General features: G+C 66.6%; 15 protein-coding genes. 5 read left to right on the top strand and 10 right to left on the bottom strand.

From position 1 onward, the window contains the following. Positions 1 to 9: 9 nt before the first annotated feature. From arsJ to BMX29_RS11545, 10 genes are all read right to left on the bottom strand, one after another. A complete protein-coding gene (gene arsJ / locus BMX29_RS11585; protein ID WP_092813004.1) occupies positions 10 to 1,284 on the bottom strand; it encodes an organoarsenical effux MFS transporter ArsJ in 1,275 nt (424 codons plus the stop codon). Continuing rightward, complete coding sequence (locus BMX29_RS11580) at positions 1,281 to 2,279, bottom strand: ArsJ-associated glyceraldehyde-3-phosphate dehydrogenase (protein WP_092813002.1); 999 nt, start codon at positions 2,277 to 2,279, stop codon at positions 1,281 to 1,283. The genes arsJ and BMX29_RS11580 overlap by 4 nt, the downstream gene beginning before the upstream one ends. Then, positions 2,276 to 3,121 (bottom strand): arsenate reductase/protein-tyrosine-phosphatase family protein, encoded by an 846-nt coding sequence (locus tag BMX29_RS11575; RefSeq protein ID WP_092813000.1) that lies wholly within the window; start codon positions 3,119 to 3,121, stop codon positions 2,276 to 2,278. Before BMX29_RS11575 ends, BMX29_RS11580 begins: the two co-directional genes overlap by 4 nt. A 39-nt stretch (positions 3,122 to 3,160) precedes the next feature. Further along, the gene (ade, locus tag BMX29_RS11570; RefSeq protein WP_092812998.1) at positions 3,161 to 4,855 is read right to left on the bottom strand and encodes an adenine deaminase; all 1,695 of its coding nucleotides are present in this window, start codon (positions 4,853 to 4,855) and stop codon (positions 3,161 to 3,163) included. A gap of 115 nt (positions 4,856 to 4,970) precedes the next feature. Further along, entirely contained in the window at positions 4,971 to 5,123 is a 153-nt protein-coding gene (locus BMX29_RS19225) for a hypothetical protein (RefSeq protein ID WP_175471181.1), read from the bottom strand. A gap of 116 nt (positions 5,124 to 5,239) precedes the next feature. Further along, positions 5,240 to 6,010, bottom strand: coding sequence for a gamma-glutamyl-gamma-aminobutyrate hydrolase family protein (locus BMX29_RS11565; protein WP_240476890.1), 771 nt, complete (start codon positions 6,008 to 6,010; stop codon positions 5,240 to 5,242). Further along, positions 6,007 to 6,957: an amidoligase family protein gene (locus tag BMX29_RS11560; protein WP_092812996.1), complete on the bottom strand. Its 951-nt coding sequence runs from the start codon at positions 6,955 to 6,957 to the stop codon at positions 6,007 to 6,009. The genes BMX29_RS11565 and BMX29_RS11560 overlap by 4 nt, the downstream gene beginning before the upstream one ends. 1 nt (position 6,958) lies before the next feature. Then, on the bottom strand, positions 6,959 to 8,683 hold the full coding sequence (locus BMX29_RS11555) for a sensor histidine kinase (protein ID WP_092812993.1): 1,725 nt from the start codon (positions 8,681 to 8,683) through the stop codon (positions 6,959 to 6,961). A 3-nt stretch (positions 8,684 to 8,686) separates the two neighbouring features. Next, the gene (locus tag BMX29_RS11550; protein WP_175471180.1) at positions 8,687 to 9,244 is read right to left on the bottom strand and encodes an RNA polymerase sigma factor; all 558 of its coding nucleotides are present in this window, start codon (positions 9,242 to 9,244) and stop codon (positions 8,687 to 8,689) included. Continuing rightward, positions 9,244 to 9,438, bottom strand: coding sequence for a NepR family anti-sigma factor (locus BMX29_RS11545; RefSeq protein WP_092812990.1), 195 nt, complete (start codon positions 9,436 to 9,438; stop codon positions 9,244 to 9,246). The genes BMX29_RS11550 and BMX29_RS11545 overlap by 1 nt, the downstream gene beginning before the upstream one ends. Before the next feature lie 103 nt (positions 9,439 to 9,541). On the opposite strand from BMX29_RS11545, the gene BMX29_RS11540 reads away from it, so the two are divergent. From BMX29_RS11540 to BMX29_RS11520, 5 genes are all read left to right on the top strand, one after another. Further along, positions 9,542 to 10,342 carry a response regulator gene (locus tag BMX29_RS11540; protein WP_043841309.1) on the top strand — a complete coding sequence of 267 codons (801 nt, stop codon included), beginning with the start codon at positions 9,542 to 9,544 and terminating at the stop codon, positions 10,340 to 10,342. A gap of 639 nt (positions 10,343 to 10,981) precedes the next feature. After that, positions 10,982 to 11,269, top strand: a complete 288-nt coding sequence (locus BMX29_RS11535; protein ID WP_043841310.1) for a DUF4212 domain-containing protein — start codon at positions 10,982 to 10,984, stop codon at positions 11,267 to 11,269. Positions 11,270 to 11,274: 5 nt separating this feature from the next. Next, positions 11,275 to 13,059 carry a sodium:solute symporter family protein gene (locus tag BMX29_RS11530; protein ID WP_092812987.1) on the top strand — a complete coding sequence of 595 codons (1,785 nt, stop codon included), beginning with the start codon at positions 11,275 to 11,277 and terminating at the stop codon, positions 13,057 to 13,059. Positions 13,060 to 13,163: 104 nt separating this feature from the next. Continuing rightward, positions 13,164 to 14,987, top strand: coding sequence for a DUF294 nucleotidyltransferase-like domain-containing protein (locus BMX29_RS11525; protein WP_092812984.1), 1,824 nt, complete (start codon positions 13,164 to 13,166; stop codon positions 14,985 to 14,987). A 23-nt stretch (positions 14,988 to 15,010) separates the two neighbouring features. Continuing rightward, positions 15,011 to 15,508: a hypothetical protein gene (locus BMX29_RS11520; protein ID WP_092812981.1), complete on the top strand. Its 498-nt coding sequence runs from the start codon at positions 15,011 to 15,013 to the stop codon at positions 15,506 to 15,508. The last annotated feature ends 1 nt before the right edge of the window (position 15,509 follow it).

Raw genomic sequence — 15,509 nt, 5'->3', positions numbered from 1 at the left:
CGTCGCCACCTATCCGCTCCGCTCGGGTGACAGCCGCGCCGCGCCCACCGCCGACAGCGCCAGCATCACCGAGGCAGTCATCAGGCATGCACCGACCCCGGCCAGTTGGTAGGTCAGCCCTGACAGGAGCGTACCCAGAAGCCGGCCAGCCGCGTTGGCCATGTAGTAGAATCCCACGTCCATCGTGACCCGCGCCCCGCTGGTGAACGCGAGGATCAGGTAGGAGTGCAGCGACGAGTTCACCGCGAAGATCGCACCGAAGATCAGGAGGCCGACGATCAGGCCCGTGGTGGTCTCTACGCTTTCACCCCGCATCCAGACCAGCACCGCCAGAAGCGCCGGGATCGCGACCAGCGCCGCCACCCACCCCCGCGCGGCCGTCACCAGTTCGGGCTCGGGGCGGTCCTTGGCGCGCAGAAGCCGCGGCGCAAAGGCCTGCACCGCACCGTAGAGGATCGTCCAGACCGCCATGAAGGTGCCGATGACGAAGAACGCGGTGCGGTTGCCGGCCTCGGATCCGTCCGACAGCACGGCGTAGAAGTAGATCGGGATGCCGACCACGAACCACACGTCACGCGCGCCGAAAAGAAACACCCGCGCCGCCGACAGCCAGTTGACGTTCGGATTGTCGGAAAAGACCTCGCGGAACTTGGCCTCCTTCCGGCCCTTGGGCAGTCCGCCCGGCATCTTCCACGCGACGGCAACGAGGATCATCGCCAGAACCGCGCCCATGCCGATCACCGCGGCCTGGAACCCCGCAAGGGCCAGCAGCGCCGCGCCCAGCAGAAAGCCCAGGCCCTTGACCGCGTTCTTCGACCCCGTGAGGACCGCGACCCAGCGGAAGAGGCCGCCGGCCTCCTCGGGGGCCAGCACCTTCACCGCCGACTTCGACGACATCTTCGCCAGGTCCTTGGCCACGCCGGACGCACCCTGCACCGCCATGACGAAGACCACGGAGGACGTGACCGACCAGCCCGGATCGAGCTGCGTCAGCGCCGCGAGCGCCCCGATCTGGATGACGAGACCGGCATAGAGCGTCGAGGTCAGCCCGAACCGCGCGGCGATCCAGCCCGCGGCAAGGTTGGTGACCACGCCAGCAAGCTCGTAGAGGATGAACAGGTAAGCCAGCTGCACCGGCGAGAAACCGAGCGTGTGGAAGTGCAGAAGCACCAGCATCCGCAGCGCCCCGTCGGTCAGCATGAACGCCCAGTAGGCCGCCGTGACCGCGATGTAGGCACTCAGGCCGTCTGGGCGCTCAGTGGCCTTGTGGGAGGTGGCGCTCACAGGCTGTCTCCCACCATGCGAGCGACGTCCACGAGACGGTGCGCGTAGCCCCATTCGTTGTCATACCAGGCGTAGACCTTCACCTGTGTGCCGTTCACCACCATCGTCGAGGGCGCATCCACGATTGAGGAGCGCGGGTCGTTCACGTAATCGGTCGACACCAGCGGGCGCGTCTCGTAGCCGAGAATGCCTGCCAGAGGTCCCTCGGCGGCGACGCGGAACATCTCGTTGACCTCTTCCGGCGTGGTCTCGCGCTCCACCTCGAACACGCAATCGGTCAGCGAGCCGTTCAGAAGCGGCACCCGCACCGCGTGGCCGTTCAACTTGCCCGTCAGCTCGGGGTAGATGAGCGTGATCGCCGTGGCGCTGCCGGTCGTCGTTGGGATCAGCGAGTTCAGCGCCGAGCGTGCGCGCCGCAGGTCCTTGGCAGGGCGGTCCACGATGGTCTGCGTGTTGGTGACGTCGTGGATCGTGGTGATCGAGCCGTGACGGATTCCCAGCCCTTCGTGGATCACCTTGACCACCGGCGCGAGGCAGTTCGTGGTGCAGCTTGCCGCCGTGACGATCCGGTGGGACGCGGGGTCGTAGATGTCGTGGTTCACGCCGTAGACGATATTCGCCGCGCCGCCGTCCTTGACCGGCGCCGAGACCACCACCTTCTTCACACCGGCCTCGAAATAGGGCGCCAGCGCGGCCTCGGTCTTGAACTGGCCGGTGCAGTCCACGACCACGTCCACCCCGTCGAGAGGAAGATCCGCCGGGCTTTTCTTTCTGTGGATCGGCAGGCGCGTGCCGTTGACGCTGATCGCTTCGGCGTCGTGCGCGAAGTTGGCGGACCAGCGGCCGTGCACGGTGTCGAATTCAAGCAGGTGCGCGTGCATCTCGGGATCGCCCACCGCGTCGTTCAGCCACGCGATGTCGAGGCCGGCCTCGAGCACGGGCCGCAGGGCGAGCTTTCCGATGCGGCCGAGCCCGTTCAGAGCGTATGTGGTCACGCGGTTTCCCCGGTCTGGTCGAGATGGGCAATGTCGTCCACGCGGCGCTGGAGCGCGGCGCGGTCGAGGCTGTCGATGGGAAGGGCCACGAAGGCCTGAATGCGGTTGCGCAGGGCGCCATAGACGCTCTGGAAGGCCAGCATCCGCTCGGCTTCGGTGCCAGTGGCAGCAACCGGGTCGGGCTGGCCCCAGTGGGCCGAGACCGGCTGGCCGGCCCAGGCAGGGCAGTCTTCGTTCGCCGCGCGGTCGCAGACGGTAAAAACGAAGTCGAGCGGGGCTGGCTCGGCGCCGCGGAACTCTTCCACGTTCTTGGCTCGCAGGGTGGATGTGTCGTGTCCCTTTGAGGCCAGCATCTTCACCGCGAGCGGGTTGAGCTCGGACTGGGGCCTGGTCCCGGCCGAGTGGACCTCGAAGCGGTCGCCGCCGAGTTCGCGCAGCAACGCCTCCGCAAAGATCGACCGGGCGGAGTTGCCGGTGCAGATGAACAGGACGCGGTAGGGTCGGTGGATCATGTCGGAGGTCTCCCGAACACTGGCGCCCGGGTGCGGGCAGAGCGGAACGCGGCCCCGGCAGCAATCGCCGAGCAGGAAGTCCACCATCTCGACCGCCCCGTCGACGTGCGCGGCATAGCGCCGTGACGTGCCGTGCCGCCGCTCCGTCACCAGGCCCGCCTGCCGAAGCTGCGCGAGATAGGGCGACAGCGTCGACGCCGGCAGGTTCAGCGCCGCGGCGATCTCGCCCGCCGGCACATGGTCCGGCGCCCGGCGCACGAGCAGCCTGAACACCCCGAGGCGGCCGGGATGCGCGAGGGCGGAGAACTGCGAGATGATATCTGATTCCATATTTCCGGAAATACGGAAATACGAAACCGCCGGCAAGTCCTATTCGAGGATCTCGAAGCGCTCCACGTCGACCATGCCGCGGTCGGTGATCTTCAGAGCCGGAATCACCGGCAGCGCGAGGAACGCGAGTTGCAGGAACGGCTCGTGCAGCGTCACGCCAAGGTCCTTGGCCGCCGCGCGCAGGTCGCGCAGGCGGTCGCGCACCGTTTCGAACCGCTCCAGCGACATGAGGCCCGCGACCGGCAGAGCCAGTTCGGCGACCACCCTGCCCCCTTGCGTGACCACGAAGCCGCCCTCGATCTCGGCAAGCCTGTTGGCGGCAAGCGCGAGGTCATCGTAGTCGATGCCCACGGCCACGAGATTGTGATGGTCGTGGCAGACCGTGGCGGCGATGGCGCCGTCAGTCATCCCGAAGCCGCGCACGAAGCCGGTGGCGACGTCGCCGTTGCGCCCGTGCCTCTCGATCACGGCGATCCGGACGAGGTCGCGCACCGGGTCGGGGCGTTGGTCGCCGTCGGTGATGGCCACGTCCTCCACCAGGTGATCGGTGAGGATCTGGCCCTCGCGGATGCCGATGACATGTGTGGTTTCGGCGTTCGTGGCATGGCGGAAAGTAGCGGCGTCGATCTGTGGCAGCGTGACCGAACCGCGCCCCACCGGCGGCAGCTCGGACCGCCCTTCGAAGAGCGCGCCCTCGACCAGCCGGCCGCCGCAGATCACATGGGCGATATCGCAGGTCTCGAGATCGCGCAGCGCCACGATGTCGGCGCGATAGCCCGGCGCGACGAGACCGCGGTCCTTCAGCCCGAACGCCTCGGCCGCCGACAGCGACGCGGCGCGGTAAGCCGCAAGCGTGGGCGTGCCGTGTGCGATCAGCGTGCGGATCATGTGGTCGAGATGCCCCTCCTCCGCGATGTCGAGCGGGTTGCGGTCGTCGGTGCACAGGCACATGTAGGCCGCCGTCCGTTCGGTCAGGAGCGGCTGCAGGGCCAGCAGGTCCTTGGAGACCGACCCCTCGCGGATCAGCACGCGCAGGCCCTTCCGCAGCTTCTCGGCGGCTTCTTCGGCGCTGGTCGCCTCGTGCTCGGTGCGGATTCCGGCCGCAGCATATGCGTTGAGGTCGCGACCCGACAGGAGCGGACAATGACCGTCCACGTGGCCGCCCTCGAACGCGCGCAGCTTGGCCATGATGCCGGGGTCGCGGTGAATGACACCGGGATAGTTCATCATCTCTGCAAGCCCGATTCCCGACGGGTGGCCGCGCAGAGCCTCCAGATCATCAGCCTCGAGTGTGGCGCCGGATGTCTCCATGTGGGTCGACGGCACGCAGGAGGACAGCTGCACGCGCAGGTCCATCACGGTGGTCTCGGAGGCTTTCTGGAAATACCGGATGCCCTCGGCACCGATCACGTTGGCGATTTCATGGGGGTCGCAGATCGCTGTCGTCACACCGTGTGGCGTGACGCACCTGTCAAACTCGTGGGGTGTGACGAGCGAGCTTTCCACGTGGAGGTGGGTGTCGATGAAGCCGGGCACGAGGATCAGGCCCGAGACGTCGATCACCTCGTGTGCCTCGTAATCGGCTTCCACGCCCACGATCCGGTCGCCGACGATCGCGACATCGCCCTCGCTCAGGGTTCCTGTCACGAGGTCGTAGACCTGCCCGCCCCGCAGGACGAGGTCGGCGGGAATTTCACCGCGGGCGGCAGCGATGCGGATGTCGAGATCTGTCATGGAAGGCCCCTCGTGTTCTTCCACGAGAGAACCGCGGAATGGTCACGGGGGAAAGGTCTGTCGTGCGGGCAAGGGGGCCGCGTAAGTTGCAGCGGCCCCCTTGCGGGATGATTGATCAGTTGGAGCGGCCATCCCGTACCAGAGACGAAGAGTGCCGCTGCCGGTCATCGTGAGTGTGGTCGTCGCTTGACCGTGCCGTGAGCGCGAAGATCATCACCGCGATCAGCGACAGGCCTGCGAGACCGATCACATACACATCTGCAGACATTCGCTCGTTTCCTCACTTCATTTGCGAAGAAAACCCCCGGGAGGGGTCCGGGTTCCGTGCGGATTGGAGCGCATTTTAGCTATGGCGGATTCGCCACAGGGACGAATCACATGCAATCAGAGCGGAGGTGTCGGACCCACGTCGCGGAATGCGGCCCCTGCCCCGGGCATGTTGAGCCTGGCCTCGGCCTCCGCCGCCTCGAGCTGTCCGGACCGTGCTGTGCTGGCGCGGGCAGCTTCCACGAGGGCGCGGAACAGCCGACGATGGGCGCGGCGGTAGAAGATATGTTCGGGGTGCCATTGCACGCCGAGCGCGAATGGATCGCGGATACGCTCGACTGCCTGGATCATGCCCCCCTGATCCCGCGCCGCAACCCGCAAGCCGCGCCCGAGGTCGTTGACCGCCTGCGTGTGCAGCGCGTTGACACGCAGGCAGGGACGCCCCGTGGTGCGCGCGAGCAGGCTGTCGGCGACGACGTCCACGCGCTTCTTCGGCAGGATCGTCTTCACGAAGGGCGAATCGTAGACGTCGTAGGCGTCCTGGTGAAGGTTGCCACCCAGCACCACGTTGAGCATCTGCGCGCCGCGACAGATGCCGAGGATCGGCATGTTGCGCTCGAAGGCATCGCGCAGGACGCGGCTTTCCATCTCGTCCCGGGCCGGATCGAGGCGCACGCCCACGTGCACCTCGCCACCGTAGAGCGTTGGGGCGATGTCGTCGCCGCCGCCGATCACCACGCCGTCCACTGCGTCGAGATCGACCTCTCTACCTGCGCGCCACTTGATTGCGCGCCCGCCGGCAAGGCGGATGTTGAGCCACATCAGCGGAAAGATGCGCCAGCCGGACCGGTTTGACACGGTCACGCCGATGATCGGACGACGTGTCACGCGAAGCGGCCCATCCGTTCCGAGGTGAATTTGGTCCAGTCGCCGCGCACGGTGGTCAGCGCGTCGCGATGCGCCTGCCAGGCGCGCTCGATCTCGGCAAGAAAGCCATGGTCCTCGGACAGCCGCTCGATCGCGACCCAGCGATTCCACTCCAGCGCCAGAGACCAGTTCGGGTCGCCGATCCGGCAATCCGGCAGCCGGTAGTGGAACGTCGGCCGCGCCGAGACGGACGCCAGGTCCATCTTGGCGCCCACGCGGTCCCGGTCCACGTGAGCGAAGAGGCACAGCATGTCGAGCCCGTGGTTCCGCGACGGCGCACGGTCGAGGTAGAGGTCGATCAGGGCCGCCATATCCGGGATTGGCGCCCGCGCCAGCCCATCGAGGAGGCGCCGCGGATAGGGATCGACGAAGGGCAGAACCCGTCGCGAAAGGTCGATGCCCATCTCCTGGCGCAACGCGTCCTCGGCGAAGGCGAAGGCCTTCAGAACCGGCAGAACGTCGTCCAGTCGGGTGGACACGACCTCGGGGTTGAAGTGTACGCCATAGCCCGCGGTGATGCCTCCGCTCGTGCCGGACGCACCGGCCGCGTGCAGCGTGTCGAGAAAGGTGTCCAGCTCGGCGATGCGGGCGGGCAGGATCGGCCCGGTCACGATCTCGACAGGGACCACGGTGCGGGCCATCTCGTGCAGGCCCTCCTGGAAGCGTGTGTCGGCATGTCCGAGCAAAGCGCTATCGAGATAGATCTCCATGTCGCCGAGGCGGCTTCCGGTCAGGACAAGGCCCTTCTCCTCGCCGCGCTCGATCTCGCCACCGAAGGCATCGCGGGCGAGCTCGGCCACGCGGGTCTCGGGCAGCCCGCCCAGTTCGATCTCGACGCCGACATGGCGCGGCTTGCCCTCCGCGGTGTCGGGGCGCGGCAGGGACGCGATCTCGGGACGCTCGGTCATCTCAGTAATCCACCACTTCGGGTTTGAAATCGGAGAGGTGGAACAGGACCGTGACCTTGTAGCGATCCCCTTCCGCGCCCTGGTGGAGCGTGCCGCCGAGCTGCGTCGAGAACGCCTGAATCAGCCGGTTGCCCAACCCGCTGCGCGTCGCGTCCTCGAAGATCGGGCTCTCGCCGGTAGAATTCGATATCTCCAGGATCACGGCCTGATCGTCCTCGTGATGGAGAGCGATGTGCAGCCGGCAGACGCCATCAGGGTCGGGCCCCATGTATTTGCCCGCATTGGTCAGCGCTTCGGCGGTCAGCAGCGAGATCGGCATCGCCTGATCGGGATAGACTTCTATCGGCTCGAGGCTCTTGGTCACCTCGATCGGGGTCGAGGACTTGCCCGAGACGATCGACATTTGCCCGATCAGATCACCGAGGAGGTCGGCCGCGTTGACGTGGCCCAGGTCGCCCGTCTGGTAGAGGTTGCGGTGGATCGTGGCGAGGCCGCGGATCCGCTCCTGCAGGCGTTGCAGCACAACCTTCGTCTCGGCGTTGGCGCTTTGCCGGATTTGCATGTTCATGATCGACGAGATGAGCTGAAGGTTGTTCTTCACCCGGTGGTGGACTTCCTTCAGCAGGATGGTCTTCTCGCGCAGCGCATTCTCGAGCTGGGCCTCGTCCTGCATGATCGAGTCGGCCATCCGCAGGAAATCGTTTTCCATGTCCCGCAACTCGAGCGCCATGTCCCCGGATGCGCTCTGAGCCGGCACGCGGCGGTCGCGGGCGAAGCTGCGCATCTGGTGGCGCAGGGTGCGGATGTGGCGGATCACCAGCCTGTTCACGGCGAGATAGGCGACGATGATGCTTGCGGCCCACATTACCAGCGGCAGCGAGCGGGTGAACCCGGATGTCCCGAGCGTGGTGGCGGCCGAGCTGTCCTCGGGCCAGGCCGACAGAGCCCAGACCAGATCGGGCACGATGGGAGCCAGCGCGAAGATACGCTCTTCGCCGTCCGCGCTCATCGCGAGAAAGCTGTGTTCGGCGGCGCCGGACAGGTCGTCGAGCCCGGCATCTATCGGCAGGTGTCGCAGGGCCTGCTCGTAACCGTTCTCGGTGGTCAGGATCTGACCCATCCGGTTGAACGTGATGAGGTCGGTGAACTCGGAGGGCGGCCGGTTCTCGGGCCGCACGTGCCTGACCGGAATCGAGATGGCCACGTGGCCCTGGTGCACACCGTTCACCTGAAACGGTTCGGACACGACCAGCACGGGCTCGGGGCTGATGGACGGATTGTCGACGCGGATCACCGACGGGCGGGGATGCTTGATGGCCTCGAGCAGCGCGGGGAAATCCTCGACCCGCGCGCTCTGTCGGCTCGATCCGCATTTGACGGCGCCGGACTGCATGAGCACGCCCACGTAGGTGTAGGTCGCGCTCGATTCCCGGAAGTCCATGAGGTAGCGATTGCAGGTTTCGACGTCCGCCGCGACGATGCTGCCGGTGGAGCCGATCGCCTGCGCCGCGCCGAGCGCACGCAGAATGCTCCGCCTCTCGAGGGAGGCGGAGTTCTCGGTCACTCCGGTCACGCTGAGCTGCGATCGTGCGCGCGTCTCGGATTCGAGCTGCGCGGTCTGCCAGTAGGCCACGAGGCCGAGCGGAACGAGAGCGACAGTCAGGAACCCGATGATCCGGGCCCCGAGACCACTCGGAACCGGACGAGGACCCGGCGCGCCGATCATGGCTTACCTCGCGGCGGTCGAACGGTTTCCGGAGACGACCGCCATCGTTGCGCTGTCGGTCATCTCCAGCGCCTCGTCCTCGGTCATCTGCATCAAAGCCGCCAGCCGGGCGCGGGCGCGGTTGGTGCGGCTCTTGATCGTTCCCACGGCAACGCCGCACATTCCGGCTGCCTCCTCGTAGGAAAAGCCCGATGCGCCAACGAGAACCAGCGCTTCGCGCTGCTCGTCGTTGAGCTGTGCGAAGGCCCTGCGGAAATCGGCGAGCTGCAATCGGCCATCATGCGCGGGCTTTTCGGACAGCCCCTCGGTCATGAGACCATCGGCATCCGATACCTCGCGACCGGCCTTGCGGCGGTTCGAATAGTACGTGTTACGCAAGATCGTGAACAGCCAGGCGCGCATGTTGGTGCCGGGCTCGAATGTATGAATCTTTGTCCAGGCCTTGACCAAGCTGTCTTGGACCATGTCGTCGGCCAGTGCGGAGTTCCGTGTCAGGCTGAGCGCGAAGGCTCGCATCGCGGGAAGGTGCTGGACGATTTCGTCACGTGGCTCACCGCTCATTATGCTCCCTCACCCCGGCGCACGGCGCCGGCCGTCTCACCCTCGTCTCCTTCGTCGGAGTCCTGTGCCTTCAACTGGGACAGAAGGTCGAGAAAACGGTCTGGAACGTCTTCGTTCAGCATGTCTTGATAAACACGCTTCAAGTTCTCATCGATCACTTGCGCCTGCTTCGTGTTGTTTCTGCTGTCAGCCATCATCGTCCTTACGCAAACCGGCCGCATATACTCACATGTAACTCGGGAACAAACATCGACAGAGCGCGTTCGGTTCCCAAGAAAGTTTTTAAGGGACTAGGATATGACACAGGCAGATCTGAGCAGCGAAATCGGAGCCGCCCTTCCGTATCTCCGTCGGTATGCACGCGCCCTGACCGGCGCCCAGACCACCGGCGACCAGTACGCGGCCGCAACTCTCGAAGCTGTTCTTGCCGATCGAACGATGGTGACGGAAGCGAGTTCCGGCAAGACCGGACTTTTTCAGGTGTTCCATGGCATCTGGGTCACGACCGGCGCACCCGTGACCGAAGAGGATACCGGCCCGCGGGCGGCAGCGCAGCGTCACCTCAACAAGCTGACCACCAACAGCCGCGAGGCGCTTCTGCTGCACACGATCGAGGAGTTCACCACGTCCGAAGTGGCCGAGATCATGCAGATTGGTCAGGAAGAGGCCGACACCCTGATCGAGACCGCGCGGCGTGAGATGGCCGACGGCATGTCGGGCCGGGTGCTCATCATCGAGGACGAGGCGATCATCGCCATGGATCTCGAAAGCATCGTCGCCGACCTCGGCCACCGGGTCACCGGCGTCGCGCGCACCCGAGACGGTGCAGTGAAGCTTTCGGGGCAGGAAACGCCGGACCTGATCCTGGCCGACATCCAGCTTGCCGACAATTCGTCGGGCGTGGACGCGGTGAACGACATTCTGCGCGATCTGGGCGAACGTCCGGTGATCTTCATCACCGCCTTCCCCGAGCGCCTGCTGACCGGCGACAAACCGGAACCGGCCTTCCTGATCTCCAAGCCCTACTCCGAGGAGCAGGTGCGCTCGGCGATCAGCCAGGCGATGTTCTTCTCGTCCACCGAGACGCTTCGGGCCTGAACGCTTACAAAAACTAAGAGCGTTCCTAAGAAGTTAAGAATGGCGGGTCGCGGTGCGGCTCGCCACTTTCGTTTCAGGAACCGACGTCAGCGTCCCTTCCCCTCCCTGCCCTACGGGCTCCGCGCCGCCGGTTCTCTCCCCGGCGGCGCGCCGCGTTGAAGGCCGGAGGTGTGAGACAAAGCACCATCCCCGAGACAGCCAAGGTCAGCGCAGCGGCGATGAAGAACGGCGTCACGCCGCAGATGGGAAACAGCCAGATTCGCCTTTGAATGTCTGGTGTCTGATCCTGCCGGTGAACGCTCTCTCGCCTTGCCGTTCCGCCACTCGACCCAAGCGACCACGGATCGGCGCTCGCCTCTTCTGACCGGCAAGGCGCATGATTTACATCGAGGTAACGATATTTACAGACGCCTCGCGCAAGGGGAAAGAGATTTACAGAAAGTTCGTGCTACCGAAGGCGCTTATTCCAATATTTTCACTATGAGGTAAGGTTGCGGCGCCCCACATGCGCGCCCGCGAAAGGCGAGCCGGGGCAGGAGGAGACCCCAGCCGCCGCTAGCGCGGCCGGTCGGGACGGAAGGCGCGGACCGGGGGGACGGTCCCACCCGCGCCCCACACCAAGGAGGAGGACCCGCGGAAATGGCGGAACACACGCATACGACGTCACAACGCGTGACGTCCGACGGGGTGGCCTACTGGAAGGCCAACGTCCGTCTTATCATTGGCTGCCTCGTCATCTGGGCGTTGGTCAGCTTCGGCTTCGGCATCCTGCTGCGCCCGATGCTTTCGGGCATCCAGGTCGGCGGAACAGACATCGGGTTCTGGTTCGCCCAGCAGGGCTCGATCCTCGTCTTCCTCGCGCTGATCTTCTTTTACGCGTGGCGGATGAACCGGCTCGACCGGCAGTTCGGCGTGGACGAGGAGTAATCGCCATGGATCAGACCGTCATCAACATCGTCTTCGTGGGCCTGAGCTTCGCGCTCTACATCGGCATCGCCATCTGGGCGCGCGCCGGCTCCACGTCGGACTTCTACGCCGCGGGCCGCGGCGTGCACCCGGTCACCAACGGCATGGCGACCGCTGCGGACTGGATGTCCGCGGCCTCGTTCATCTCGATGGCCGGCCTCATCGCCTTCACCGGCTATGACAACTCCACCTACCTGATGGGCTGGACCGGCGGCTACGTGCTGCTGGCACTGCTGCTCGCGCCCTACCTGCGCAAGTTCGGCAAGTATACGGTGTCCGAGTTCATCGGCGACCGCTTCTACTCGAAGACCGCGCGCCTCGTGGCCGTGATCTGCCTGATCGTCGCGTCGCTCACATACGTGATCGGCCAGATGACCGGCGTGGGTGTGGCCTTCGGCCGCTTCCTCGAGGTCGACAGCACCACCGGTCTTCTGCTCGGCGCCGTCGTCGTCTTCGCCTACGCGGTGTTCGGCGGCATGAAGGGCGTGACCTACACGCAGGTGGCGCAGTACGTCGTGCTGATCTTCGCCTACACGATCCCGGCGGTGTTCATCGCGCTTCAGCTGACCGGCACCCCGATCCCGGCGCTCGGCCTCTTCGGAGAGCACCAGGCCTCGGGCGAACCGCTCCTGCAGCGTCTCGACCAGGTGGTGACCGATCTCGGCTTCAACGAGTACACCGCGCACAACGGCGACACGTTCAACATGCTGCTGTTCACGCTGTCGCTGATGATCGGCACGGCGGGTCTGCCGCACGTCATCATGCGCTTCTTCACCGTCCCCCGCGTCAGCGATGCACGCTGGTCGGCAGGCTGGGCGCTCGTCTTCATCGCGCTTCTCTACCTCACCGCCCCGGCGGTCGGCGCGATGGCCCGTCTCAACATCACCGAGCTGATGTGGCCCAACGGCACTGACGGCGAGGCCGTGGCGATCGAGACCATCGAGAGCGACCCGGCCTACGACTGGATGCCCGTCTGGCAACAGACCGGACTCCTTGGCTGGGAAGACAAGAACGGCGACGGACGGATCCAGTACTACAACGACGGCGACGCCGACATGCAGGCGCGGGCCGAGGAAGCCGGTTGGGAAGGCAACGAGCTGACCAACTTCAACAACGACATCCTCGTTCTCGCCAACCCCGAGATCGCCAACCTGCCGGGATGGGTCATCGGCCTTGTCGCCGCGGGTGGCATCGCAGCCGCGCTCTCGACGGCGGCGGGCCTGTTGCTGGCGATCTCGTCGGCGGTCAGTCACGACCTCATCAAGGGTCAGATCAATCCCGGCATCTCCGAGAAGGCCGAGCTTCTGAGCGCCCGGATCGCGATGGCGGTGGCGATTGCCGTGGCCACCTGGCTGGGCCTCAACCCCCCGGGCTTCGCGGCACAGACCGTGGCTCTGGCCTTCGGCCTCGCGGCGGCGTCGATCTTCCCGGCGCTGATGATGGGAATCTTCTCGACCACCATCAACAACCGGGGCGCGGTCGCGGGGATGCTGGCGGGCCTGCTCGTGACGCTGGTCTACATCTTCCTGCACAAGGGCTGGTTCTTCATCCCCGACACCAACAGCTTCACCGACGCGGATCCGCTGCTCGGCACCATCAAGTCGACCTCGTTCGGCGCGGTGGGTGCGGCGATCAACTTCGCGGTGGCCTACACCGTGTCGTCGATGACCAAGCCGGTGCCGGCGGACATCAAGGACCTCGTCGAAAGCGTCCGCGTGCCGCGCGGCGCAGGCTCGGCCCAGTCGCACTGACCACGACCGACCGGGGCGGCCCGCGTGCCCCGGTCATTTTACATCCGGTTCCGTCCGCGCGCCCCAGGCGTGGACGGACGCCACGACCGACGCGGAGATGCCCGATGCCCCTGTCGCACTCCGAGCTCGCGGAGTTTCTCTCCCAGCAGGATCCCTACGCCTCCCTGGCGCAGGCCGCGCGCGCCGACCTCGCCGCCCGCATGATTCAGCGAGAGCTGCCGGCGGGCGCCCGGGTCTACACCTTCGGTGACCGCCTCGACGGGCTGTTCATCGTCGTCTCCGGCGGGATCGAGGTGCGGGATGCCCACGGCGAACAGGTCTCGCTGCTCGGTCCTCGCAATTCCTTCGGCGAGCGCGGACTGGCCCGCGACGGGTTGGCCGCCACCACCGCCGACACCACCGAACCCACGCACCTGCTGGTGCTGCCGCCCGACGCCTGGCACGCGCTTCTCGCCGCGGAACCGGCCGTCCGCCGCTTCTTCGACCGGGCACGCCCGCGCCGGACCGAAGGCGCCGATCTTGCCACCAGCCGCGTGGCCGAGATCATGGCGCCTGCGCCCCACGTGGTTCCCCCGGACACCCCCGCGCAGGAAGCTGCGAAACGAATGCGCGCCGCCGGGATATCGAGCCTTTGCGTGACCGAGGGCGATCGCCTCGCCGGGATCGTCACCCTGCGCGATCTTTCGGGCAAGGTGCTGGCCGAGGGGCTGCCGGGCGACACCCCGATCCGGACGGTGATGACCCCCCACCCGATCACGCTGGAGCCCGCCGCGCTCGGGTCCGACGTTCTGCACACGATGATGGAGCACGGGATCGGCCATGTCCCGATCTGTGACGGCGCGCGGCTCGTGGGCATGGTCACGCAGACCGATCTGACCCGCTACCGGGCGTCGACCGCCGCCGATCTCGTCGGAGAGGTCGCCCATGCGCCGGACGCAGAGGCAATGGCGCGGATCACCGCGCGGATCCCCCTGCTCCTGCGCCAGCTCGTGGGCGCGGGCACGCGCCACGAGGTGACGACACGTCTTGTCACCGACGTGGCCGACGCCGCGACCCGTCGGTTGATCTCGCTCGCGGAGGCCGAGCTGGGATCGCCGCCCGTCCCCTATCTCTGGCTCGCCTGCGGCAGCCAGGGCCGGCAGGAACAGACCGGCGTCAGCGACCAGGACAACTGCCTGGTCATCGACGACGCGGCCACCGAGGACGACATGCACTGGTTCGCCGCCCTGGCGCAGCGCGTCTGCGACGGCCTCGACCGCTGCGGCTACGTCTACTGCCCGGGTGACATGATGGCCTCGAACCCGCGTTGGCGGCAGCGGCAGTCCAAGTGGCGCTCTGATTTCATGGGGTGGATCGCCACCCCCTCGCCCGAGGCGCGGATGCTGGCCTCGGTGATGTTCGACCTGCGGCCCATCGGCGGCGACCGTACCCTGTTCGAGAGCCTTCAGGCCGAAACCCTCGAGGCGGCTTCGCGGAACTCGATCTTCGTGTCGCACATGATCGCGAATTCGCTGACGCACACCCCGCCTCTGGGACTTGTTCGCGGGCTGGCCCTGATCCGGTCCGGCGAGCACAAGAACACGCTGGACCTCAAGCATTCCGGCGTGGTGCCGGTCACCGACCTCGCGCGGGTCTACGCGCTGCGCGGGCGGATCGAACCGGTCAACACGCGCGCCCGGCTGACGGCCGCGCGCGCCACGGGCACTGTGTCGGACCGCGGCGGCCGCGACTTGATAGACGCATACGACGTCATCGCCGAGGCCCGGCTGGCCCACCAGGTCCGGCGCATTCGTCATGGCGAGGCACCCGACAATTACCTTGCGCCGGCCGAGCTGTCGGACTTTGATCGCGCGCACCTGCGGGACGCCTTCGTGGTGGTCAAGGGAATGCAGTCGGCGGTCGGTCATGGCCGCGGCATGCTGGGCTGAGTGCGGGGAGGCACGGGACCACAATGATATTCGAGCTGTTCGCGGTCATCTTCGCAGGCGTGGCGGGCGCGGGGCTGATGCTTCTGGTGACGAACCTTTCACGCGGCAGGCTGCCGCGCTGGGTGGTCCCGCTGGGGGCCGGCGCCTCGATGATGATCGCAGCGATCGCGATGGAGTACGGATGGTACGCGCGCACCCGCGCCGCGCTGCCCGAGGACATGGTTGTGGCTGACCGCGTCGCCGCGTCCAACTGGTACCGCCCCTGGACCTACGCCGTGCCGATGACCGAGCGCTTCGTCGCGGTCGATAAAGGAACCCTACGCACCAACTCACAAGAGGGGCTGTTCCTCGCCGACCTCTACTTCTTCGGCCGCTGGCGGCCGGTGCAGGCGGTGCAGGTCGCCGTCGATTGCACCACGGGTCGCCGCGCGGATCCGGCCGGTGGCGACGGTGGCAATCCGGTCTGGCGCGACGTGGGGCCAGACGATCCGATCGTATCCTCGGTCTGCGCGGAGGCCTGAG

The organism is Roseivivax marinus (assembly GCF_900109705.1).
In the GTDB taxonomy this organism is placed as follows: Bacteria; Pseudomonadota; Alphaproteobacteria; order Rhodobacterales; family Rhodobacteraceae; genus Roseivivax; species Roseivivax marinus.
This window is presented reverse-complemented; position numbering and strand designations above follow the sequence as displayed.